Below are 23,902 nucleotides of genomic sequence, written 5' to 3'. Positions count from 1 at the left end.
GCAAAAAGTTGACGCTATCGCCATGGTTTTTACCTAACCGCTCTTTACAGATTTTGCCGAAACCGCGTACTGCCTAGATGTTTCAGATATTGGCACATTATATGTATAGAAGTTGGCAGCAATCACAATTCGAGTATCTTACTTCCTATTGCAATAGCTTAAAGACAAAATCTGCCATTAATTAAAACAATTAGGCAAATGTTTTAGTTTGTAATTTAGAGCATGAGGCAACAATATGTCCACAATCAATAGCGTCCAAAATTTATTAAATTACTATCAACCTTCCGCGAAAAATGTTGACTCGCCATCGTTCAATATACCAGGGCGAGAAAGTTTTTCCTTCGTAGCGCAAAATTTATCCCAGCTTGTTGATAAAGGCGCTTCAAGTACGACTGGTACTTCAAACTCAACAGGGACAACTGACAGTACAGCATCTATTTCCTCGCAACAAGCATTAAACACATTTGCAAATGATTTGTTTGCTATTCTAAAAGGTAACCAAAGTGGTCAGTCAACGCCTAACCAAACATTGGATAAATTAGCCGGCGAGCTTCAGAGTCTAGTTCAGCAACTGTCAAAATCAGCGTCGACAAATGCAACTAATTCAACAAATACCGCTAAAACAGCATCTACCGGATCTCCTGCTGAACCGCTCGCTGCAACCGAGCCTAGTACATCATCCCCTACTGAATCGGCTATAGAAAAAAATGCTGCATTCATAGGAATGCCAATACAACAATACAAGGAACAAATGGATAGGGCGCAGTCCTCAGACCCATTCGGAGTAGTTGCATATAATCAAAAGTTCGGACTGACTGCGCCAAGAGCAAGTGATCCGGCAAACCAAGCCCAATTCGATAAGACAACAATCGGTACATATAGCGGAACAACTGTGATGCCAACCTTGGCTACATTTAATGCTGGAATTGATCCGAATGAGGTTTATACCAATGCAGGCTTGCCGCTCCCGGAAGGAAGTTATGTTAATGGCATATGGATTCCCACGCCTAATACCCCTTCAGCTAACGACACAACGGCTGCAAGAGAAGCGCGAATTAATGCATTAATGAACGCTGGCCTGAGTGCTTCAGACGCATCCGTACAAGCGGATCAAGGATTCTGGCAAAAGCCGTTTTCCGGCGAGGGACTTTAGTTAACTAAAATTAATTAACTTACAATAGCTCAAGCTTACAAGATAATCAGTAAGAGCCTATATTCTTAAACTAATAAGAAGTCATACTGATTTCCTTGTAAGCACAGTGTAGGTTCTTGCATAACGTAAACTGTCGTAGCTTAACCCAATGATGTAGGGTCTACGTTAGCATTAAGCTTCGTTGTAACCAAGAATCAGTCTCCGGTTTTAACTGCGAGCCGTTTCAACAAACGGTGGAAATTTCCTCTATCCAGCCCCAGCAGGCGTGCAGTTGCGGCCATATTACCCTTCTGTGCTGCAAGCTGTTGCTGGATGAGTCGGCGCTGAAATTCATCAACTGCTTCTTTAAAGTTTACCGGCGAGAATAGAACTGTCGATAAATCTGTTGAAATCCCGACAGATGAGTACTCCGGCGGCTCAGGTACTATATCCAAATAGGCTGGCGATATGGTTATAAAATCTTCCTGACGATTTTCCGGCGTTGCCGATTTTAAAGCCGCTCGGCTGAGCAAATGCTCCAGTTCACGAATGTTACCCGGCCAGTGATAATCCAATAAGATTTTTTTGACCTCTTGATCCAAACGCAGCTTTTTAATACCCAACCGTTGCTGGTTTTTTTCCAAGAAAGCACCTGCCAATAATAAGACATCTTTGCCCCGCTCCCGTAATGCCGGAACAAGCATTGGATAAACAGCCAGGCGATGGTAAAGATCCGGCCGAAACAATCCTGCCGCAACTTCTTGTTGCAGATTACGGTTAGTTGCCGCTATAACCCGTAAATCTACTTTGATTTGTTTATCGCTGCCGACGCGTTGTATCTCGCCGTTTTGCAGGGTACGCAATAACTTAGCTTGTATCGAAAGCGGCAACTCACCGATTTCATCCAAAAAAATCGTGCCTCCGTTGGCCAGTTCAAACTTTCCTATCCGGTCATGAGTAGCTCCGGAAAAAGCGCCTTTGGTGTGGCCGAATAATTCGCTCTCGGCAATACTTTCCGGCAACGCCGCGCAATTCACATAAACCATAACCTGATCGGCTCGATTCGATTCTATATGAATACGCCGGGCGACTAGTTCTTTGCCTACCCCTGTTTCACCCAAAATCAAAACCGCCAGTTCGGACGGCGCAACAATGGAAATTTCATTGCGCAATGTCCGCATGCATTCACTGTCGCCGATCATTTCATGGTCAGTGTTTTCTTTAAATACGGTTTGAGTTGCATAACGTACCCGTTGTTCTAACGAGGCAATCAATCCGGCCGCTTTGACAGTGGCGGCAGCAAGGCCAATAAAAGTACTGAACTGGACCGGGTCGATATTGTCGAAAGTTCCTTGAGCCAGGGCATCCAGTGTTAAAACTCCCCAAGGTTCCCCGTCGATAAACAACGTGACCCCCATGCAATCATGCACCAGCAATTGATCGTTATCAGAGTCAACCAGGCCATCGTAGGGATCGGGCAGATCGGAATCGGCAGCAAAACGTACCGCTTTGTCGGAAGCCAGAATCTGCGCCAGCCGTGGATGTTCGTCAACCGTAAAACGTCGTCCCAACGTATCTTCGGATAAGCCGTTAACCGCCAGCGGTATCAGACAAGGACTTTCAAATTTGAGTAGCGCGGACGCATCACAAGGGAAAATCCTGCACAAATGTTCCAGCAAGCGTTGGTAGCGTTGCTCTGTCGGCATGCTGGCGGAAAGGTCGGCAACAATGGAAATGAGTGAGGCGGAAAACAAATCTGTCGTCATAATGATAACGCTGTAGTTAATTAAACAACCAAAAGATGATGTCAATAACACAACAATACTCAACTAGACCAGTAAAAACAAGGCTTTTAGCTTGGCATGGTAAGTGCCTTTCACCTAGGGATTGCGAAAAAAACGATCAACAGCCGATTTAAATAAAATAATTCAATCTTGAGGAGACCACCTGATGTTCTGTTATCAATGCGAACAAACCGACCGCTCCAATGTTAACAGCGGTTGCGCTACCGCCAAAGGCATGTGCGGGAAAGACGCTACGACTTCCGATTTACAGGATTTACTGGTTCATGGCGTTAAGGGGATTGCCCAATACGCCAAACGCGCTCGAGCTTTAAACTCACCGGATAATGCCGCCGACGATTTCATTCTCTACGCAATGTTTACAACATTAACCAACGTAAATTTCAATGCGACCCGCTTTGTCACCCTAATACAAGAAGCCGCCCAGATAAGGGATCGAGTCAAGGCAAGTTATATTCAGGCTGCACTTGCAGCAGGAAAAACGCCTGAAGAATTAACAGGTGCGGCAGCCTGGCAGCCAGCCGCCGATATCGACGGCATGCTTAAACAGGCCGCCGATGTGGGTATTAATGCCGGGCTCGATCAAGTCGGCCCGGACATTATCGGACTACGTTCATTGATTTTGTACGGACTTAAAGGCGTTTGCGCCTATGCTCATCATGCCTATGTATTAGGTAAGGAAAGCGATACTGTCTTCGCCGGGATTGAGAATGCGCTGGACTTTCTTAGTTCGGACCCAACAGATGCCGAAGCGTTACTGAACCAGTCCATGGCGTTGGGAACTTTAAACCTTGAAGTGATGGCGTTATTGGATGAAGCCAACACCGGCAATTTTGGCGCACAGCAACCGACACAGGTGCGCATCACTCCGGTCAAAGGCAAGGCCATCCTGGTATCCGGCCACGATCTCGGCGACCTGGCTGCTTTGCTCGAACAAACCAAAGATACCGGCATTAATATTTATACGCACGGTGAAATGTTACCTGCTCATGCTTATCCAAAACTCAAGGCTTACCCACATTTGGCCGGCAATTACGGTGGCGCTTGGCAGGATCAGCAAAAAGATTTTGCCGATTTTCCCGGCGCTATCTTGATGACTTCCAATTGCATCATTGAGCCGCAACCTCAATACCGTCAGCGTATTTTTACCGCCGGCCCGGTGGGGTGGCCAGGTGTGCGCCATATTTACGATAAGAATTTTGCACCATTGATCCAAGCAGCAAAAGCATTGCCCGGTTTTAAAGATGATACTAGTGAAAAATCCGTCACTGTCGGTTTCGGACGCGATGCGGTGCTGGGCGTGGCCGACAAAGTGATAAATGCAGTCAAGTCCGGCGACATTAAACACTTCTTCTTGGTCGGCGGCTGTGACGGTGCTGCACCCGGCCGCAATTACTACACAGAGTTTGCCGAACAAACACCGCAAGACACCGTAGTAATGACTTTGGGTTGCGCCAAGTACCGTTTTAACCAACATGACTTCGGCGAAATAGGCGGTATTCCGCGATTGTTGGATATAGGTCAATGCAACGACAGCTACTCAGCTATCAAAATTGCGACTGCCCTGGCCGGCGCTTTTGAATGTGGCGTGAACGAATTGCCTTTATCATTGGTCGTATCATGGTTTGAACAAAAAGCTGCCGCAGTGCTGCTAACCTTGCTGTCTCTGGGCATCCGCAACATTCGCCTTGGACCTACGTTGCCCGCATTCCTGACGCCTAATCTGGTTCAGGTATTGGTCGATAAATTTGGACTACAACCAATTACTAATGCACAAGCCGACATCGAGGCATCGTTGAACCGCCAAGCTGCTTGATTCGATTATTCCTCCGCTGCCGGAATAATTCAGCCTATGAAGTCTGAATAAATACAGTGTTTCCGGCAGCATTTTTACTGGAGTCCAAACAAATCATGAATACCCATGCCATTGAACTGGTCACCCGCGACGGGGAACAGTTTCACTTCGAATGCGCCGAAGATAGAAATTTGCTGGAAGCTGCTGCCGATGCTCATATTGTATTACCCGCCCAATGTGGGCAGGGGAATTGCGGTACTTGCTATGCCGATATCAGGTGCGGCGATTTTACATTAGCCGAACATAATCCCGCTGCACTTCCTGTAGATAAGGTTGCAAAAAACGGTACTTTACTCTGCTGCACTTTTCCTAAAAGTGATTTGCGCATCGACCTTCCTTTCGATCACGACCGTGTCCTGATTGGAGCAATCAAAACACAAAATGCAGAGATTACTGCTCTCGATTCCGTTGGTGAAAATACTGTGCGCTTAGAATTATATCTTGCGCCGAATGAGGAGGGCGACTCAGTAGCCCAGTTTGAACCTGGCCAGTTTATGGAGCTGGAAGTGCCGGGACAGGACATTAAGCGCGCTTATTCACTTGCTAATACAGGTAACTGGGAAGGTCGGCTGGAGTTTCTAATCCGCTTGCAATCGGGCGGTCTTTTTTCCACGTGGCTACGTGAGCAGGCTGCTGTCGGACAGACCTTGATCGTTCACGGTCCCAAAGGCGCATTCGGCTTATCTGAAAGTGGCCTGAGACCTCGCTGGTTTGTCGCTGGCGGCACTGGTTTAGCACCGATGTTGTCGATGTTGAGACGGATGGCCGAGTTTCAGGAACCGCATCCTGCGCGGCTTTATTTCGGCGCAAACCGGAGCGAAGAATTGTTTTGTCAGGCCGAGTTAGAAGCTTTACGAACAGAACTGCCCCAACTTCAAATAATTTTTTGCGTATGGAAACCAAATGATAGCTGGAAAGGCTTTTGCGGAACACCTGTGGATGCCCTGATTCAAGATCTGGAAGAGGCAACTGTTTTTCCTGATATTTACCTGTGCGGACCGCCAGCCTTGATCGATGCTGCCGAAACGGCTGCAAAAGCTAAGGGGGTACCGGACAGACAAATATTAAGCGAAAGATTTTTGCCGGCTTGATATTGGCAGTTTATTGATTAACTGACATGAGCACATGAATTTTTTTTCGTGTCTTCATCTGCAATGCCGTAAGCTGATTTCCATGGAGTAATTGCCATTCCGTAACGTTGCGTTATTGGGCGGCCATTCGTTTAGCTGAAAAAAGAAATGGTGGCTTTGTAATATACCCAGTACCTATTATCTTTCGGTAAGGTTGTATTTAGAGTTTGAGAGCTGAGGTACGGAGACTTTTAGAAAAAGAGAGGATGAATCGATAACAGTTTAAACCCTATCAGGAAATTAAATGCAATCCTGATAGGGCCAACTAATACTTAAAGTAAGTTTTTCAAAGCTTCAAACTTTTTAGCAGATTCTTTTAATGCTTCTTCCGCTTCGGCTTTTTTACCTTCTTGAGCAAGTTTTCTAGCTGCTTTCAATACGTTGTTAGCTGTTGCACGAGCTCTGTCAACTTTATCGTTAGCATTGATTTCTTTGCTTCCATCCGATGCTTCTTTGATAAGGTCAGCAAGTGCATCGCCTTCTGTGCCGGCAGCAGCAGCATCAGACGCTGCTTTAATTTTACCAAGAACTAAATTAATTGCATCAGCAGGCGCATATACAATTCGACCTTTATCAGTCTCAGCCAAAGCTGAAGTTGAAACTGCGCCGATAGAAGCAGCAATTAATAAAGGCAGTAAGACTTTTTTTAACATTTTCATATTGCACTTGACCTCAAGTCATTGTTATTTTTTGATAAATTTGGATCTGTAACTATTTATGCGAATAGCCATATACCAAGAAAGATTCTAACACATTATCAGATAATTGAACCAGCAGTGGCAAAGTGAAAAAAGTAGCTTTTGTAAGGGAATATTTACGATTAAAACCCGGATTCAATTACGCTGCTGACATAATTGAATCCGGCTTGAAATTATCTTACTTATGACCTGCGTCGTAAGTAACTTTCATTTCTTTAAATTGGGCCAAACTGGCTTTTAATGTTTCTTCAGCTGCTTTAGGGTCGCCGTTTTCAACCGCTTCACGAGCAACTCTTAATTTATCGTTGGCTCTTTGACGCAGGCGCTCAGTAACTTCATAACGGAATTCTTTTTGCAGTTGGCGGGCTTCAGCAATAACAGTGGAAGTCTCTTCTTTGCCGGCGCCTTTTTCAATCAGGCTAATCGCTTCTTCAATTTTAGCAATCGTACCTTCAGCCGCCTCTCTAACAACAGCATTAGGATCTTTTTTTTCAGCAGCAAAAGCTGTTGACGAAACGGCAGTGATGGCCATTGCTATTGCAGCGGAAACTACGGTTTTTTTAAGTGCTTTCATTGGTTAAACCTATATTTATTAATGTTTTTGTGTTCAGCATAACTATTAAAATGAGAGTTTATGCAAGAAAGCAAAAATTCAACATCATGAATGGCTAATACTGCGGGGCATTCTAGCACAGAAAAAAATAATTGCTTGTTTTAAAACAATAAAAACCCTTTTAAATCAATGGTTATAGTCTTTATAAAGGACTTACTCATCATCTCTTTTAACATCCAAAAGCATTTCTCCATCATAATCTTCGGACATAATAAATAAAATCGGCCTGCAACAAACAGAGCAATCTTCATAATATTGTTGAGGTCCGGAATGGGTGTCGACCAAAACATCCAGGGACTCACCACAATAGGGACAAACTATAATGATTTCATCAAGCTCATGCATTATTAAACCTTCCTGATCAAAGCGTCTAACCAGGATATGGGCAGGACGGATTTAAGAAAAGCAAACAAATAGGTCGGAAAAGTAACGTAATAGCGCTTCTTAGGTTGCTTCGCCTCCAGCGCATGAATAACTTTTTCAGTAACCGCCTGGGCAGGAAGCGTAAACGGGGCTGCGGGCCCTTCTTTTTGCAAGCGTGCTTCTATGGCTTTGTAGGTTTCTTTGTGAAAGCTGCGAGACGGATTTATATTTTTTTTGTACAGAGCAAAAGCGTTTTTTCTAAAGTCGCTTAGGATCGGGCCCGGTTCAATCAGAGAAATATGTATATTGGTGCCGTAAAGCTCAAGACGTAAGGTGTCGGCTAAGCCTTCCAGAGCAAATTTACTGGCATTATAAGCACCCCGGTAAGTCATCGCGACAAAGCCCAATATCGAACTGTTATAAATAATGCGGCCATACCCCTGTTGCCGCATCAACGGTATGATCAAGTTTGTTAACTCATGAGTACCGAACAGGTTGGTTTCAAACTGAAACCTGAGCACATCGCGAGTTAAATCCTCGACAGCGCCGGGCTGTCCGAACGCAGCATTATTAAACAGTGCATCGATTTTTCCATCAGTTAATTTGATGGTTGATTTAACGGCCAGTTGAATACTGTTGCTGTCTGCCAGATCTAACTGGATTGCAGTAAAACCTTCTTGCTGCAACCGCAATACATCTTCCTGTTTTCTTGCCGTAGCAATAACGCTATGCCCGCGTTTTTTCAATTCAACGGCTGCGTTGTAACCAATGCCGCTAGAGCAACCTGTAATTAATATTGTTTTTGATGAATTCATTTAGGCAATTATTGGGCGAGTTCCTGCTCGGTAAAATAAAGGATTTTTCCGCTACTGCAACTGATTGAGAATACTAAATTTTTCTTAATACTTTTAGCGTCCAGTTCCGATGACTCAACGCGAGTACATTGGCCCGAAGCCAATGCTTTTTCTGCCGCTTGTCTTCTTAAACGCTCAATATCGGGAAGCCGGGTCTGATAGTCTTTGACTAAGTTCGGTAATTGATCAAGATCATAAGGTGGAATAGAAAACGCCGAAAATTTTTCGGGATTGTTTTTAACAAGAAACTGGTTTTTTGCGCTTTCGCTCATTGCATCTTGTTTTAGCTGAGCTTGTTTTTTCAACATCTGCTCTTTCTCAAGATTTTCTTCCTGTTCTTTTTTTTCTAGTTCTTGTTTTTGTTTTTCTTTATCCAGCTCATTGTTAGAAGGACCGCCGGTCTTAACATTAAGTTGCTCTGTTTTATGCTCAGGATCGCAAGGCTTTGATTGATAGTTAGTCTTACCGTTAATGTCTATGCATTTATAAATTCCTGCAAACGCACAGGTAGAAAAAAGGCTTCCTAAAATAAGCAGTGTAATTCTCATTTTTTCCTCAATTGTTCTATCGTCAACATGAACACAACTCGGAAGAGTATAGAAGATTGAAGTTATCGGATAGATTTTTTTTATTCGAACTAACAGTAATAAATTAAAAAATTTAAAAAACCTAATATTACTATTACTTAAGTGAAAACCTGTTGATAAGTCTTATTTATACATTAAAATCAATAAATTATTTTATTTATTAAAATGCGTTTAAGATGATTCGAATCTTGTGCACGGGTTGTGGATAACTAAAGCGAAAATGTTATCCACATTTTCATCCACAGCTTATACAGATTTATTTAACAGCTTTGCTCTATGTTTCCTTGGGATATAACTGTATAAAATAAAAGGGCCGCTCATTGAAAAGATGAAGAACGGACAATATATTTGTTGGCTAAAACCTGCCTGATGCTTAAGGTGTAAGGCGCTCTTACTGTGATTTAGGATTAAAAACCAGAACCTATGTTAGAAAAAAACGGCAGTAAAAATACCGCTCAACCGGCGTTAGCTCGGTTAAAAGATTATATTAATCAGGAGATTATAGGACAGGACGTATTGGTTGAACGGATGCTGATCGGCCTGTTGGCCGATGGTCATATTCTGGTTGAAGGAGCTCCCGGCCTTGCCAAAACCCGGGCAATCAACGTATTAAGCAAAGGCATACAAGGCGATTTTCATCGGGTGCAGTTTACCCCCGATTTATTGCCTGCCGATTTAACCGGCACTGAAATCTATCGCCCCCAACAAGGTACGTTTGAATTTCAACGAGGACCTTTATTCCACAACCTGATACTGGCCGACGAAATTAACCGCTCGCCGGCGAAAGTACAGGCGGCGCTACTGGAAGCAATGGCCGAGCGGCAAATCACCGTGGGTCAAGCGACTTATCCCCTGCCAAAACTATTCATGGTGATGGCAACTCAAAATCCTATCGAGCAGGAAGGTACTTATCCGTTACCGGAAGCGCAGTTGGACCGTTTCTTATTGCATGTAAAAATCGATTACCCGGAAGCCGAGCATGAAAAAAGCATTCTTCATCTGGCAAGAACCGAAGCGCGCTCCGGTTCGATAAAAAATAGCGAACAATTCGAACTGATCGATCAAAAAACTTTGTTCGATGCCCGTAATGAGGTGCTGGATTTGTACATGGCGGAAAGTCTTGAAAACTATTTGCTGCAAATTGTTTTGGCTACCCGTAACCCTGCCGCTTACGGCGAAGACCTGGCGACCTGGCTGCAATATGGCGCCAGTCCAAGAGCCAGCATAGCGCTGGACCGTTGTTCCAGAGCCAAAGCCTGGTTGGCGCAACGCGATTTTGTCAGTCCGGAAGATATTCAGGATATGGCTTTCGATGTATTAAGGCACCGCTTGATATTGTCTTACGAAGCCGAAGCGGAAGGCATTACCGCCGATCACTTTATTAAAGAACTGATTGCCAGAGTTGCCGTACCTTGATGTTTTCCGTTAAGCGAGCCGGTCCGGCTAAGGTTTCAGCCAGCGAACTGGTTTCAGTATCGTTAAAAACACTGATCGATTTGGCGAGACCGGCAGCAGGGTTAAACCTGAAACATTCGGCCATACGCGCAGGGCAAAGCGGCGGTTATCTGTCGCGGTTTAAAGGTCGCGGTATGGAGTTTGAAGAAGCCAGAGGCTATCAACCGGGCGATGACATACGCAGCATTGATTGGCGGGTCACCGCGCGTACAGGTGAAACGCATACCAAAGTGTTTCGCGAAGAACGCGAAAGGCCGGTATTTATTTCCGTGGATAACCGGCCTGCGATGCATTTTGCGACACGGGGCGTTTTTAAATCGGTACTGGCAGCCAAGCTCGCGGGATTATTGGCCTGGGCGGCGCAACATCACGGCGATAGAATCGGCGGACAGCTGTTTACCGAGGTCGTATGCCGTGAGCTGAAGCCGCAAAACGGTAAACACGCGGTATTGCGCTTTTTAAACGCAATTACCAGCCAAGAGGACTTGAACCGCGCGGATCCATCGGTTATTACATTGGAACATGCGTTGTCAAGATTGATGCACCATGCCCGCCCCGGCAGCCTGGTTTATATCATCAGTGATTTTCGCGGTGTTAACGATCAAGTCGAAAACCATTTGGCAAAGCTGTCGCGGCATTGCGAGGTGGTGTTAATTTTTGTTTATGACTCTCTGGAAAGCCATTTGCCGGAAAAAGGCCGCTACCGGTTTATCGCCAGCGATGTTGCAGGCCTGTCCGGAACAGGCGCGGCAACCGGCGATAGACGGGATGTCGTGATCGATACCGGCGACCGCCAGCGCTTATTGAAATATCATCAACACTTCGCCCAGCGCTTGCAGCAACTGGAGCAGATAGCCAAAAAAATGGGTTTGGCGTTTATTCAATGCAGTACGACAGACGACCCGATACAACGTTTAAGATAAATGAACCCTACTCTTCTTGATTTAAAAGACATTCACGAGCCCGAAGCAATTGGCTGGTGGCCTCCTGCTATCGGTTGGTGGATCTTGGCGATTTCGATCCCACTGCTGATTATTTTCCTGGTTTGGCTTTATAAAAGATTGACCCGTAAAACAGCGATTAAAACCGCCGGCAAATTATTGGCGCAAATTAAACAGGATCAAACACGGGACAATCTGCAGAAATTATCCGATTTGTCGGTGCTGATCCGGCGCGTCGCGATTAGCGTATCGCCACGAGTTAAAACCGCTGGCTTAACCGGGCGGCAATGGCTGGCGTTTCTCGACCGTTCGGTCAAAGGCTTGCCGTTCAGCGAAAGCGTCGGTCAACTGCTGGCCGATGGACCCTATCGGAAAACGCCGCCCACTGAACTGGAAATTTCCCAATTATTTGATTTATGCGAACAATGGCTTAAATCTCAGGCGAAACAAAAAAATGATTCACTTTGAATGGCCCTGGTTGTTGGCCGCTTTACCCCTGCCCTTACTAATCCGCTGGCTGGCTCCGGCCAAAATGCCTGTCGAACAGGCCGCGTTAAAAGTCCCGTTCCTGGATGATTTTTCCGACGGTGAAACCAGGGCTGTCTCCCAAACCCGGCAATGGCCGTTACTGTTGGCAGCAATCGCCTGGATGTTGCTGGTTATCGCCTGCACCCGGCCGCAATGGCTGGGCGATCCGATTGAACAGGCCGTCAGCGGCCGCGATTTAATGCTGGCCGTGGATTTGTCCGGCAGCATGGAAGAGCAGGATTTTGTGATTAACAAGCGTTCTGTCGACCGCTTGACCGCAGCCAAGAGAGTCGCCGCCGATTTTATCAACCGGCGCGTCGGCGACCGGGTGGGATTGATCTTGTTCGGCACCCAGGCTTATCTGCAAACGCCGCTAACCTTCGATCGGCTTACGGTCATGACATTATTGAATGAGTCTGCGATCGGCCTTGCCGGAGACAACACCGCTATCGGCGATGCGATCGGCTTGGCGGTCAAGCGTCTTAAAGACGAGCAGACCAACAGCCGGGTTTTGGTGTTGATGACCGACGGCGCCAACACCGCCGGCGAAGTTTCGCCTTTAAAGGCTGCCGAGTTGGCGGCGGCCAATCATTTGAAAATTTACACGATCGGTATCGGCGCGGATGAAATGATCGTTCGCAGTTTTTTCGGTAGCCGTAAGATTAATCCGTCGGCCGACCTGGATGAAAAAACCTTGATAAAAATTGCCGAAAGCACCGGCGGCCAATATTACCGGGCTAGAAATACCGATGAATTGAATAATATCTATATGAGATTGGACGAACTGGAACCTGTCGAAAAAGATAAACAATATTTCCGGCCCCGTAGCGAACTGTATTACTGGCCGCTGTCGTTGGCGTTGGGGCTGGCGGCGGCCATTGCTTTGTCCAAGGTACGCCTGTCATGAACATAGCCGAATTTCATTTTATCAGGCCGTACTGGCTGCTGGCGTTGATACCTTATCTGGTGATAGTGGTTTTAATGCTCAGAAATAAACTTAATAAAGGCAATTGGTCGGCAGTATGCGATGCCGCGCTGTTACCTTATATATTGCAGGAAAAGCCGGTCAGCCAAAGCCGCTGGCCGTTAACAAGCGGAGCCGTTGCCGCACTGCTGGCGATCGTTGCGTTGGCCGGGCCAACATGGGAGCGTTTGCCCTCGCCGGTATTTAGAAACGAATCGGCCTTGATTATTGCGCTGGACTTGTCCCGGTCGATGGACGCGGCCGATATTAAGCCCAGCCGTTTGATGATGGCGCGCTATAAAATTGCCGATATTTTAAAACAGCGCAAAGACGGCCAGACCGCGTTGCTGGTTTATGCCGGCGATGCGTTTACCGTGACGCCGTTGACCGACGATACCGAGACGATAGACAGCCAACTGTCGGCTTTGAATACCGACATTATGCCCAGCCAAGGCAGCAATACCGAGTTGGCACTGGAAAAAGCCGTAGAACTTTTTAAACAGGCGGGCCTGCAAAAAGGCCAGATACTGCTGGTTACCGACGGCGTTGATCCGGATAAAGTCCTGGATACGGTAAAGTCGCTGGATCAGTACCCGTTATCGATATTAGGCGTCGGCACCGATGAAGGCGCGCCGATTGCAGCGCCTGAAGGCGGTTTTCTTAAAGACCAGAGCGGCAATATTGTCGTACCCAAATTGAATTCCGGCGAGCTCGCAAAATTGGCGCAGCTGGGACATGGCGTTTATCAAACCATAACGGCGAATGACGCGGACATTCAACGCTTGCTGGCGAATGTCGATAAATCCATGCAGCAGCAGGGCAAGCAAAACGATAGTTTATTGTTGGATCAATGGGCCGAAAAAGGTCCTTGGTTGTTGTTGGCGGTTTTACCGTTAGCGGCGTTGACGTTCAGGAAAGGCCTGTTGTGTTTCATCTTCTTGCTAATCTTGCCGTTGCCTAAAAACAGTTATGCGTTGGGTTGGCAGGATTTATGGCAAACCAAGGATCAACAGGCTCAGCAAGCTTATAAAAAGCAGGACTATGCGAAAGCAGCCGAGCAATTTGAGAACCCGGATTGGAAAGCGGCAGCTAATTACAAAGCGGGCAACTACGATAAGGCGCTGGAAGACCTGAAAAACAGCAAGTCGGCCAATAGTGCTTACAACGAAGGCAATGCGCTGGCAAAAGCAGGCCAGTTGGCAGAAGCGGTTAAAGCTTATGAAAAAGCCCTAGCAATAAACCCCAACGATAGCGACGCCAAACATAACAAGGAAGTCGTAGAAAAAGAACTGGAAAAGCAAAAACAACAGAATCAACAGCAGGACGATAAACAGCAATCCAAAGACGATTCCCAGCAAAACAAGGAAGACCGACAATCAGGAAAATCCGGCGAGCAGAATCAGGACCAAAAGCCGGATCAAAGTAATAACGAGGAAAAACCCGAACAAAAGCCGGAGCAAAAGCAATCGGATAAACAGCAATCCGAACAAAATCAACAACAAGATAAAGCCGAGGACAAAAAGCCGGAATCCGAAAAACCTGAACAAGCCGAACAGGGCAAAGATCAACAGAATAAGGAGCAAGCCAAGGAGCAAACGCCTGTTGAGGCCCAACCATCGGATGAACAGCAGCAAGCGAATGAACAATGGCTCAAAAGAATCCCCGACGATCCGTCAGGCTTGTTAAAACGCAAGTTTAAATATCAATACGGGCAGCGTGGCCGTCAATCCGGCGGTAATAGCGATGGTTACTAATAAACAAATCGCGATCTTCGGCGAAGCGCTGTTCGATCAATTTCCGGACGGCCGGCAAATATTAGGTGGCGCGCCTTTTAACGTGGCTTGGCATCTGCAAGCCTTTAAGCAGTTGCCCCGTTTTATCAGCCGGGTAGGCAATGACCGGAAAGGCGATAAAATCAGGCAAGCCATGCAGGCTTGGGGCATGGCTGTTGAAAACCTGGCTTGCGATCCCGATTATCCTACCGGAACCGTGCAAGTCACTATCAATAATGGCGAACCGGACTATGAAATTTTAGCCGACCAAGCCTACGATTTTATTAATGCGCAGCAATTGCTTGCAGACCAGCAGTTCAGCATTCTGTATCACGGCACCTTGGCCTTGCGCAACCGCGCTTCGCAATCGGCATTGCACGATTTAATCGCGCATCATCAGGGCAAAATTTTTATCGATGTGAATTTGCGAGCGCCGTGGTGGCAGAAAGACGCTGTCAACGGCTGGCTCGACAATGCGCATTGGGCCAAGCTGAATCATGAAGAATTGGCGCACTTGGCGCCGCAGCAAAACACCTTAACAGAGGCAATGCGTTTGTTTTTGGCGCAACATCAATTGGAGGTTCTGGTGGTCACTTGCGCTAGCAGGGGGGCGGCGGCAATCGGCCAAGCCGGTGAATTTATTGAAGTTGCGCCGGAATCCGGTTTGACGGTAGCCGACACCGTCGGCGCCGGTGACGCATTTGCCGCAGTGTTATTGCTGGGCATGCAGTTGAATTGGCCGTTACAACTGACGATGCAGCGGGCCCAATCGTTCGCGTCCGCCCTGGTCACGCAAAGAGGCGCTACGGTCCAGGATTTGAATTTTTACCGGCCGTTTATAGACGCCTGGAATCTTGATTAATCAATATGATGAACATGAATTTTATAAAAAAATTATTTTTTCTGTTGTTGCTGCTGAATTTTGCTCCGGTCAACGTATTTGCCGCGCAAATCGGCGTGTCGTTCGACCGCAACCCGGTCAGCCTGGACGAGTCTTTTCAGATCATTTTCAGCGCCGATGAAACGCCGGACAGCGATCCCGATTTCAGTCCGCTGGAGCAGGATTTCGAGGTGCTTGGCCAAAGCCAGAGCAGCAGTTCGTCATGGATTAACGGGCAGTCCAGCAAGACCATACAGTGGACGGTTAACGTGATGGCCAAACGAACCGGCAGTTTAATTGTTCCGCAAATAAGCTTCGGCAAGGATGTCAGCCGGCCGGCAAGCATTTTGATTACCCAGGCTTCCGCGAATAAAGCCTTTAACACCGACGATGATTTGTTTTTAGAGGTTGAGGTAACGCCGGAAAGCCCCTATGTGCAGTCCCAGGTTCTTTATACCGTCAAGTTATACAGAAGAGTTGAAATCGCCCAGGCTACTTTGAGTGAGCCGGAACTGGGCGATGCCGTGGTGGAAAAACTCGGCGACGACAATAATTATACGACCCAGGTTAACGGGGTGAATTATGTGATCACTGAGCGCAAATACGCGATTTTTCCGCAAAAAAGCGGCTCATTAACGATTAAGCCGTTGGTATTGTCGGCGGAAGTCGTCGCTAATACGCGTCCGAATTTTAACGGTTTTTTTAATTCGCAGATGACCAAAACCAAGAAAATCTTATCCAAACCGGTGACGCTGAATGTAAAGCCGGCTCCGGCAACTTTTACCGGCAATCACTGGCTTTCTGCCGAACAACTGGTTTTAAAGGAGGAATGGTCGGGCGATAATCAGCAGATGAAAGTCGGCGAACCTTTGACCAGGACCTTAACATTGCTGGCAAAAGGTGCAACGGTCGGCCAATTGCCCGAGCTGAATACCGGTAAAATCGATATTCAGCTAAAAACTTATCCCGATCAGCCGGTGTTGCAGGAGCAGAAAAAACCGGAAGGCCTGATTGCTTTTAGGGAAGAAAAAATAGCTATCATTCCGTCGAAAGCCGGTTTTTATAAATTGCCCGCCATAGAAATTCCCTGGTTTAACAGCCAAAGCCAAAAAATGGAAATAGCCAGAATCCCGGAAACCCGGATTACGGTATTGGATGCGGTTGGCGCTGAACAAATGCCCGCCGCACCGGAGGCCCGGGTAGCGGAACAACAACCTCCAAAAATCGAACCATCCGCGCCGGTTGCCGCACAGCCCCAGCAGCAAAATATTTGGTTTTGGATAGCTTTATTCTTCGGCAGCGGTTGGCTGGCGACGTTGGCTTATTTCCTGGTCAAACGTCCGGCCAAGAAATCGGTAGTCGAGAAAAGCCCTGTCGAAATCCGTTTAGAAGACAATATCAAAAAGCTGAAAAAAGCTTGTGCCGATAATAATGCCATGGCGGCCAAGGACGCATTGCTGGCTTGGGGACGGCAAAAATACGGCGTGGTGAATCTAGGCGCTATTGCCGACCTAAGCGATGCCAGGTTAAGGGATGAAATCCGGTATTTGAGCCAGACTCTGTATGGCAACGGAGCCGATCAGTGGCAGGGCAAAAAATTGTTCCAGGCTTTTGTTGAAAATAAAGCCAGGGAAAGAATGGCGGTTACCGAAGACGATAAATTGGAGCCGCTTTATCGGTTGTGATGTAGGCCGGAATAAAGTGGGTTCAAGAGAGCTTTTCCGGTCTTATTTAGCCGGACGCGCTTTTAAAATATTCCAAAGCCATAAACAGCGCGGCAATTGAGCGGGCTTCGGTACATTCCCCGGTCGCTAGCAATTCATTAATGCGGCTTAATTTCCACGGCACAACTTCCAATTCTTCGGGCTCGTCGCCTTCCAGCTTTTCGGCATACAAATCCTGGGCGATGATGATTTCGGTCATGTGTTCCAAATAGGACGGCGCGAGGGAAAAAGAGCTTAAATGATGCAGGTTTCTGGCGCCAAAGCCGACTTCCTCTTTTAATTCACGGTTTGCTGCTTCAAAGTACGACTCGCCGGCGTCGGTCTTACCCTTCGGCAAGCCCAGTTCATAACGATGCACTCCGGCGGAATATTCCCTGATTAACAGCACCGTTTCAGCATCCAGCATCGGTATAACCAGCACTGCGCTACCCGGCCTGCTACGTGCTAAGCGTTCGTAGCTGCGCAGTTCGCCATTGCTGAACTTGATCTCCAGCGATTCAATACGGAATAATCGGCTGGTAGCGACGGTTGTTTTGTTAAGGATGGTAGGTCTTTCAGCCATTGTGCTATGTTATTAACTATTTTTTGCAAATATAACACTCCGATGATTGATTGGAAAAAAATTGATACCGTTTTGCTGGATATGGACGGAACGCTGCTGGATTTGAACTTCGATAATCATTTCTGGAAAGAGTTTGTGCCTCTTAAATTTGCCGAAAAACAAGGCTTGTCGATAGAAGAAGCAAAACAGCAGTTGCAGCCGCGCTTTAAAAGTATGGAAGGCAAGTTGGAATGGTATTGCCTGGATTATTGGAGCGATGTTTTAGCGTTGGATATTGCCGGACTGAAAGCGGAGATTTCCGGATTAATTGCCGTGTTGCCGCATGTTACAGAGTTTTTGGAAAAAGCTCATCGTTCGCCGAAAAAGGTGTATCTGGTCACCAACGCACACCGGGGCAGTTTGGGACTTAAGATGGAAAAAACCTGCTTACACCGTTTTTTCGACGAAATTATCAGTTCGCACGATTTGGGCTTCCCGAAAGAACATGCCGATTTTTGGCGTCTGCTGCAACAGCGCATACCGTTTGAAAAGCAAAACTCGCTGTTGATCGACGATAGTTTGTCGGTTTTGAACTCAGCCAAGCAATTCGGCATCGCGCATTTAATTGCTGTCAGTAAGCCCGATACGAAGTTGCCGAAAAGAGAGATAGCCGGTTATCCCGCTATCGAGGATTTTCGAGAGTTGATGTTGGGATTATAAAGCTGAGTTGAGCAGCTTGTCTGGCCAACGAAACTTATGCCCTTTGGGTATAAGTTCGGCACAAGTTTTCATCTGTCGAAAACGCTACGAGTCAGACCTTCCAGGTTTTACGACTGCCATGGATGGCTCCAGTAAAAACCTGGAAGGTCTCATATCCCGCTAACGCCTCCAATCTACGCTCTTTTTTCTTGGCGTGGGCGCCGTTGTCTGCCCTGATAGTCGGTTTTGGGTTTCTCAGGCCTTCTTTCCGGCTTTACAACTTTGGCTAAAAGATCATCGGTAATAGGCAGGACCGGAATCTTCTGCTCAATATACTCTTCGATATCGGGCATTGAATAAGCATATTCCTCGCAAATAAAACTGATCGCGACGCCGCTCGCGCCAAAGCGCGCAGTACGGCCAATCCTGTGTACATAATCTTCCACATCCTGCGGCAGGTCGTAATTAAAGACATGGGAAACATCGGCAATATGCAGGCCTCTGGCCGCAACATCGGTCGCTATCAACAAAGTGATTTTGTTTTCCTGGAAATCACTTAACAAGCGCTGGCGTTTCTCCTGCGGCACATCGCCGCTCAGTGCGGCAGTTTTATAGCCGTTAGCATTCAAAGTGTCATTGAGGTATTCGGCACAGCGCTTGGTATTCACAAAAATAATGCTGCGTTGCGGCTTATGCTGGTTCAATATGCCGACCAATAACGGAACTTTCTGTTCATTCGACGGACAGTATGCGCTTTGCTGGATGGCTTTGGATGTAACTTCCTCGGTCTCGATACGAATCAACACCGGGTTGTTCATATGCTCGTAAGCCAGCTCGGTTACTTTGTAAGATAAAGTCGCCGAGAACAGCATATTCAAGCGCTGATCCGGCGGCGGCATGCGTCGCAGCAAGTAGCGTATGTCTTTAATAAAGCCCAGGTCGAACATGCGGTCGGCTTCGTCCATCACTGTGACTTTCACGTTATCCAGAGTGAACGCGTTTTGCCGGTAGAAGTCGATGATGCGCCCCGGCGTGCCGATGATAATATCGACGTTGGATTTGATGCTGTCCAGTTGCTTTTGATAATCGGTGCCGCCGTATATCAGCGCGAATTTAAAATTAAGATGCTTGCCCAGTTGCAAGGCGTCTTTATGGATTTGAATAGCCAGCTCACGGGTCGGTGCAAGAATAATGGCTCTTGGATTTTTAATTTTTTTATTTTTGGCAACGGCTTTTGACGTTTGACCTTTTGAATCCGTGCCGTCGTCGGTTTGTGCTTCCGTATCAATAGATTCGTTATCATTGATCAGATGCTGAAAAGTGGCCAGCAAAAAAGTGGCGGTTTTGCCGGTTCCGGTTTGAGCTTGTCCCGCAATATCCTTGTCCCGTAACAACAGGGGCAAGGCTTGTCTTTGTATCGGAGTACAGTGATCGAAGCCGGCATCTTTCAAGCTGCGTAAGATGGAATCGGATAATTCAAGATTGCTGAAGCGAGTTTGGGTTAAATGTGTATTATTCATAAGCTATAGCATAACGTAAAAATCAAAACAGCTGAAATTGATTGACTACCAGCGTCATCCCTCCTATAGTTTTGATTTTAACAATTGGAGAAAAAAAGTGAGCGATTCAGTCCTTCATGTAAGCGATAGTGAGTTTAACGAAGCTGTTATTAAAGCTGCGGGTCCCGTACTGGTTGACTATTGGGCTGAATGGTGCGGACCTTGCAAAATGATTGCGCCGATTCTGGACGCTATTGCCGAAGATTATGCGGGTAAATTAACCGTCGTAAAATTAAATATAGACGAAAACCCGGAAACTCCCCAACACTACGGCGTACGCGGCATTCCAACATTAATGCTGTTTAAGGACGGCGAAGTGGAAGCGACAAAAGTAGGCGCATTGTCAAAATCAGAACTTGCCAAGTTTATAGACAGCAATATTTAAACTCGCCCCACTACTCAGTGCCTAGTTTACATCTTTTACAAAAGGTTGGACTAGGCTGAGTACTTGAGTTAAACTTAAGCGGTGCGATAGTCACGCGCACCCAATCATATCACCCGATAAACTACACCCCTGAATTATCCCTGTCCTAGTAGTTGCGGTTTTCACATCGCATATACTTTTCCCTTGAGTTATCTTTTATATGAATCTAACTGAGTTAAAACTAAAACAAATAAGTGAAGTTATTGAGATTGCCGAGTCGCTTGGCCTTGAAAATGTCGCCAGATCGCGAAAGCAAGACCTTATTTTTGCCATTCTGAAAAAACAGGCAAAGGCCGGCGACGATATATCAGGTGATGGCGTATTGGAAATTTTACAGGATGGGTTTGGTTTTTTACGTACACCGGGTTGTTCATATTTAGCAGGTCCTGACGATATTTATGTTTCACCCAGTCAAATCAGGCGATTTTCTTTAAAGACCGGCGACACGATCAGCGGAAAGATTAGACCTCCAAAGGACAACGAACGATATTTCGCAATGCTCAAGGTTGACCAGATCAACTTTGAACCCCCTGAAAACACCAAAAACAAAATCACTTTCTCAAACCTGACTCCGTTATTTGCCAAGCAACGGTTTGTTCTTGAACAAGGCAACGGTACCAGCGAAGATTTAACCGGCCGGATGATCGATCTGATCGCACCTATCGGCAAAGGCCAGCGCGGCTTGATTGTGTCACCGCCTAAAGCCGGTAAAACCATGATAATGCAAAGCCTGGCGCAGGCGATTGCGGAACAGAATCCCGAGTGTTACCTGATTGTTTTATTGATAGATGAACGCCCTGAAGAAGTGACGGAGATGGAGCGTTGCGTTCGCGGCGAAGTTATTTCCAGTACCTTTGATGAACCGGCAACACGGCATGTACAAGTTGCCGAGATGGTTATTGAAAAAGCGCGTCGATTGGTCGAACATAAACACGATGTAGTCATCTTGTTAGACTCGATTACGCGTTTGGCGAGGGCTTATAACACTGTCGTACCTTCATCTGGCAAGATATTAACCGGTGGTGTTGACGCGAATGCGCTGGAAAAGCCGAAACGCTTTTTTGGTGCGGCGCGAAATATAGAAGAAGGCGGCAGCTTGACGATTATTGCCACCGCGCTGGTTGATACCGGTTCAAGAATGGACGAAGTGATCTACGAAGAATTTAAAGGCACAGGCAACATGGAGTTGCACTTGGATCGCAAAATTGCCGAGAAAAGAATTTACCCGGCAATTAACATCAACCGTTCCGGCACGCGCCGTGAAGAATATTTGGTCGATCCCGATACGCTGCAAAAAACCTGGATTTTACGCAAAATTCTTCAACCTATGGATGAAACCGCAGCGTCGGAATTCCTGATCGGCAAGCTTAGAGATTTTAAGACGAACGCCGAATTTTTTGAGTCGATGAAGCGATAAGTTATCCAGCTAAAGTTTTTTCAAGTATTTTAGAGTGCAAGCTCTACTTTCCTAGCAAGCGGCAGCCAATACAGAAACAGACCAGGAAAAATCTATGATTTTCTTGGTCATTGTTTAACCCTAGCTTACAGATCTTAGAAACACCGGCAGCATTTGCTGACGCACGGATGGCCGCATATTTAAGATGTGAGACCTTGAGTTACAAGAAAGTTTAAACATCAATCCGATCTTCACGGATCGCCGTCAATTCGCATAACTTGACTTGCTGTGTGGAGGCCTCGCCCTTTCCCTTAACACATCGGCAAGCGAAGCTTCGGGAAAAAGCCTGCGGAAGCCGAATCGCATAAAGCCCGTCGGGCTTTCATGGTTTAAGGCTGTGCTAAAAGCCGCCTTGGCGGCAAAATTATTGCCGCTCACTTCCCGCGTATTTATAATATTTAACCGCTATATCAGCTGAATTTATAGGAATGATGAATATGAGCGCACTGGATGAATTAAGAAGAAAAGCAGACGAAAAAAAAGCCGCTGAACTTCAGGAAAAGTTAATAAGTGAGCAGTTGGAAGCAACCTATCAGTCTAAGCTCTTGCCCAAAATGCAGCTCTTTTACGATACGCTGAATGAAACCATCAACCATTTAAGCTTTCTTGAAGAGCCCATCATTGCTAAAAATTACTCAAGCCGCTATCCGCAATTTGGCGATCTGCTCCAGACGAATTACAAGATCAATACCGATGGCCGCTCAGGTCTTGCCAGCTATGATCGCTTAATGGAGATTAATTTAAGTTTCGTCTGCGAAGGCAAAGGCGATTTTACCTATCCGGTCATATCCAAATACTTGATAGAGCATGAAGTGAGCTTTCTTCAAGCCAATCGGCTAAATTTCGACTGGAAATTCCTGATGCCGAAGGATGGTAAAGCCTGCGCTAACTTTACGGTTAAAAGAAATGTTCCCGTTCGTTTCCGGATCGAGGTTTTGTACGAGTTGTCCCAATTGAAACTGACCATACAAAACCATCAGAATCTGGAAACTTACAGCAAGGATTTTTCACCCGAACAACTTGATGATCATTTCTTAGACGCTTTGCTGAATTATTTTTTGCGTAAGGATTCCCGGCTCTTAGTAAAATTCGGCGAACTCTCTGCCGAGCACAAAACAGCCATTAAATCAGCCATCCATAAGAATCTTTACAACTTCCAACAAGAACAAGCCCAGTTATTAGAAAAAATAAAATTTGAGGATAATCCCAAGCCGCAGCAGGTCACATCAGGAAAAATAGAATTTGTAAAAAATCTTTTTTCTAAATTCCATAAATAGCCTCTGCAATCGGTTGCCTATCCCAACCAGCTTTGAATTGCTATTTTTTCGCAGCCTGCATTTTCAGCAACGCCAGCTTTTTCTTTTTCGCGCGTTCCGCTTTGTCAGCTTCTTCTTTTTCTTTGCGCAAACAGCGCGCATCATAACGCCGTTTTGCTTGCGCGGATCTTTGCTTACGGCTAACTTCGGCATGATTGGGTGGCGAAGGCTGCATAATGACACAATCGACCGGACAAGGTGCTATACATAACTCACAGCCGGTACATTCCGAAGCGATAACTGTGTGCATGAACTTCGGTGCCCCCAATATTGCATCGACAGGACAGGCGGCAATGCATTTAGTGCAACCGATGCAATCCTCTTCAACAATAAACGCGACGCTTGGCGGCTTATGCACGCCGAATTTTGGATTCAGCGGCTTGGCCGCAACGCCCAACAAACCGGCAATATCGCGTATGCCTTCGTCGCCGCTGGGCGGGCATTGATTAATGTCGGCAGAGCCCGAGGCGATGGCTTCGGCATAAGGACGGCAGCCGCAATAGCCGCATTGGCCGCATTGGGTTTGCGGCAATAATGCGTTTATTTGGTCGGTTAGGCTGGGAGATTCTGGTGAAACGGACATGCTTTGGATATTCTCAAATCAAATAG

23 protein-coding genes are annotated in these 23,902 nt (G+C 46.5%); 14 read left to right on the top strand and 9 right to left on the bottom strand.

Annotation, left to right across the window (positions count from 1 at the left end; genetic code table 11):
• Window positions 1–235 precede the first annotated feature (235 nt).
• Window positions 236–1,153, top strand: coding sequence for a hypothetical protein (locus tag EKO24_RS19920; protein ID WP_127029827.1), 918 nt, complete (start codon window positions 236–238; stop codon window positions 1,151–1,153).
• 194 nt (window positions 1,154–1,347) lie between these two features.
• Here EKO24_RS19920 and norR read toward each other — a convergent pair whose 3' ends face one another.
• Window positions 1,348–2,898: a nitric oxide reductase transcriptional regulator NorR gene (gene norR / locus EKO24_RS19915; RefSeq protein ID WP_127029826.1), complete on the bottom strand. Its 1,551-nt coding sequence runs from the start codon at window positions 2,896–2,898 to the stop codon at window positions 1,348–1,350.
• 184 nt (window positions 2,899–3,082) lie between these two features.
• Between norR and hcp the strand changes: the two genes are divergently transcribed.
• Together hcp and EKO24_RS19905 are read left to right on the top strand one after the other, a co-directional pair.
• Window positions 3,083–4,750: a hydroxylamine reductase gene (gene hcp, locus EKO24_RS19910; RefSeq protein WP_127029825.1), complete on the top strand. Its 1,668-nt coding sequence runs from the start codon at window positions 3,083–3,085 to the stop codon at window positions 4,748–4,750.
• A 95-nt stretch (window positions 4,751–4,845) separates the two neighbouring features.
• Window positions 4,846–5,880 carry an FAD-binding oxidoreductase gene (locus EKO24_RS19905; RefSeq protein ID WP_127029824.1) on the top strand — a complete coding sequence of 345 codons (1,035 nt, stop codon included), beginning with the start codon at window positions 4,846–4,848 and terminating at the stop codon, window positions 5,878–5,880.
• A 311-nt stretch (window positions 5,881–6,191) separates the two neighbouring features.
• On the opposite strand, the gene EKO24_RS19900 is transcribed toward EKO24_RS19905, so the two are convergent.
• From EKO24_RS19900 to EKO24_RS19880, 5 genes are all read right to left on the bottom strand, one after another.
• On the bottom strand, window positions 6,192–6,578 hold the full coding sequence (locus EKO24_RS19900; protein WP_127029823.1) for a hypothetical protein: 387 nt from the start codon (window positions 6,576–6,578) through the stop codon (window positions 6,192–6,194).
• 217 nt (window positions 6,579–6,795) lie between these two features.
• The gene (locus tag EKO24_RS19895) at window positions 6,796–7,191 is read right to left on the bottom strand and encodes a hypothetical protein (RefSeq protein WP_127029822.1); all 396 of its coding nucleotides are present in this window, start codon (window positions 7,189–7,191) and stop codon (window positions 6,796–6,798) included.
• A gap of 192 nt (window positions 7,192–7,383) precedes the next feature.
• Window positions 7,384–7,575, bottom strand: coding sequence for a CPXCG motif-containing cysteine-rich protein (locus tag EKO24_RS19890; RefSeq protein WP_127029821.1), 192 nt, complete (start codon window positions 7,573–7,575; stop codon window positions 7,384–7,386).
• 2 nt (window positions 7,576–7,577) lie between these two features.
• Entirely contained in the window at window positions 7,578–8,408 is an 831-nt protein-coding gene (locus EKO24_RS19885; protein WP_127029820.1) for an SDR family oxidoreductase, read from the bottom strand.
• Between the two features lie 8 nt (window positions 8,409–8,416).
• Complete coding sequence (locus tag EKO24_RS19880; RefSeq protein ID WP_127029819.1) at window positions 8,417–8,995, bottom strand: DUF4124 domain-containing protein; 579 nt, start codon at window positions 8,993–8,995, stop codon at window positions 8,417–8,419.
• A gap of 462 nt (window positions 8,996–9,457) precedes the next feature.
• On the opposite strand from EKO24_RS19880, the gene EKO24_RS19875 reads away from it, so the two are divergent.
• The 7 genes from EKO24_RS19875 to EKO24_RS19845 are packed head-to-tail and all read left to right on the top strand — an operon-like array spanning window position 9,458 to window position 17,259.
• Window positions 9,458–10,450: an AAA family ATPase gene (locus tag EKO24_RS19875; RefSeq protein WP_127029818.1), complete on the top strand. Its 993-nt coding sequence runs from the start codon at window positions 9,458–9,460 to the stop codon at window positions 10,448–10,450.
• Complete coding sequence (locus EKO24_RS19870) at window positions 10,450–11,412, top strand: DUF58 domain-containing protein (RefSeq protein ID WP_127029839.1); 963 nt, start codon at window positions 10,450–10,452, stop codon at window positions 11,410–11,412. Before EKO24_RS19875 ends, EKO24_RS19870 begins: the two co-directional genes overlap by 1 nt.
• A complete protein-coding gene (locus EKO24_RS19865; protein ID WP_127029817.1) occupies window positions 11,413–11,898 on the top strand; it encodes a DUF4381 domain-containing protein in 486 nt (161 codons plus the stop codon).
• Complete coding sequence (locus EKO24_RS19860) at window positions 11,885–12,865, top strand: vWA domain-containing protein (protein ID WP_127029816.1); 981 nt, start codon at window positions 11,885–11,887, stop codon at window positions 12,863–12,865. The genes EKO24_RS19865 and EKO24_RS19860 overlap by 14 nt, the downstream gene beginning before the upstream one ends.
• Entirely contained in the window at window positions 12,862–14,676 is a 1,815-nt protein-coding gene (locus EKO24_RS19855) for a vWA domain-containing protein (protein ID WP_127029815.1), read from the top strand. The genes EKO24_RS19860 and EKO24_RS19855 overlap by 4 nt, the downstream gene beginning before the upstream one ends.
• On the top strand, window positions 14,666–15,556 hold the full coding sequence (locus EKO24_RS19850) for a carbohydrate kinase family protein (RefSeq protein WP_127029814.1): 891 nt from the start codon (window positions 14,666–14,668) through the stop codon (window positions 15,554–15,556). Before EKO24_RS19855 ends, EKO24_RS19850 begins: the two co-directional genes overlap by 11 nt.
• A 14-nt stretch (window positions 15,557–15,570) precedes the next feature.
• Window positions 15,571–17,259, top strand: coding sequence for a BatD family protein (locus tag EKO24_RS19845; protein WP_127029813.1), 1,689 nt, complete (start codon window positions 15,571–15,573; stop codon window positions 17,257–17,259).
• 46 nt (window positions 17,260–17,305) lie between these two features.
• On the opposite strand, the gene nudE is transcribed toward EKO24_RS19845, so the two are convergent.
• Entirely contained in the window at window positions 17,306–17,860 is a 555-nt protein-coding gene (nudE, locus tag EKO24_RS19840) for an ADP compounds hydrolase NudE (RefSeq protein ID WP_127029812.1), read from the bottom strand.
• 42 nt (window positions 17,861–17,902) lie between these two features.
• Between nudE and yrfG the strand changes: the two genes are divergently transcribed.
• Window positions 17,903–18,559 (top strand): GMP/IMP nucleotidase, encoded by a 657-nt coding sequence (gene yrfG, locus EKO24_RS19835; protein ID WP_127029811.1) that lies wholly within the window; start codon window positions 17,903–17,905, stop codon window positions 18,557–18,559.
• 173 nt (window positions 18,560–18,732) lie between these two features.
• Here the strand turns inward: yrfG and EKO24_RS19830 are convergent, their stop codons facing one another.
• Window positions 18,733–20,058, bottom strand: coding sequence for a DEAD/DEAH box helicase (locus tag EKO24_RS19830; protein WP_127029810.1), 1,326 nt, complete (start codon window positions 20,056–20,058; stop codon window positions 18,733–18,735).
• Between the two features lie 97 nt (window positions 20,059–20,155).
• Here EKO24_RS19830 and trxA point away from each other — a divergent pair, with 97 nt between their 5' ends.
• The 3 genes from trxA (at window position 20,156) to EKO24_RS19815 (ending at window position 23,254) form a co-directional block, all read left to right on the top strand.
• On the top strand, window positions 20,156–20,482 hold the full coding sequence (trxA, locus tag EKO24_RS19825) for a thioredoxin TrxA (RefSeq protein WP_127029809.1): 327 nt from the start codon (window positions 20,156–20,158) through the stop codon (window positions 20,480–20,482).
• Between the two features lie 199 nt (window positions 20,483–20,681).
• Window positions 20,682–21,938, top strand: coding sequence for a transcription termination factor Rho (gene rho, locus EKO24_RS19820; protein WP_127029808.1), 1,257 nt, complete (start codon window positions 20,682–20,684; stop codon window positions 21,936–21,938).
• A gap of 476 nt (window positions 21,939–22,414) precedes the next feature.
• Window positions 22,415–23,254, top strand: coding sequence for a hypothetical protein (locus EKO24_RS19815; RefSeq protein WP_127029807.1), 840 nt, complete (start codon window positions 22,415–22,417; stop codon window positions 23,252–23,254).
• 40 nt (window positions 23,255–23,294) lie between these two features.
• Here the strand turns inward: EKO24_RS19815 and EKO24_RS19810 are convergent, their stop codons facing one another.
• Window positions 23,295–23,876, bottom strand: coding sequence for an RnfABCDGE type electron transport complex subunit B (locus EKO24_RS19810; RefSeq protein WP_127029806.1), 582 nt, complete (start codon window positions 23,874–23,876; stop codon window positions 23,295–23,297).
• Between the last annotated feature and the right edge of the window lie 26 nt (window positions 23,877–23,902).

Origin of the sequence: Candidatus Methylobacter oryzae, from assembly GCF_003994235.2 — a bacterium.
Lineage (GTDB): Bacteria > Pseudomonadota > Gammaproteobacteria > Methylococcales > Methylomonadaceae > Methylobacter_A > Methylobacter_A oryzae.
Note: the sequence above shows the minus strand (reverse complement) of the source record. Positions and strands in the feature narration are given on the sequence as shown.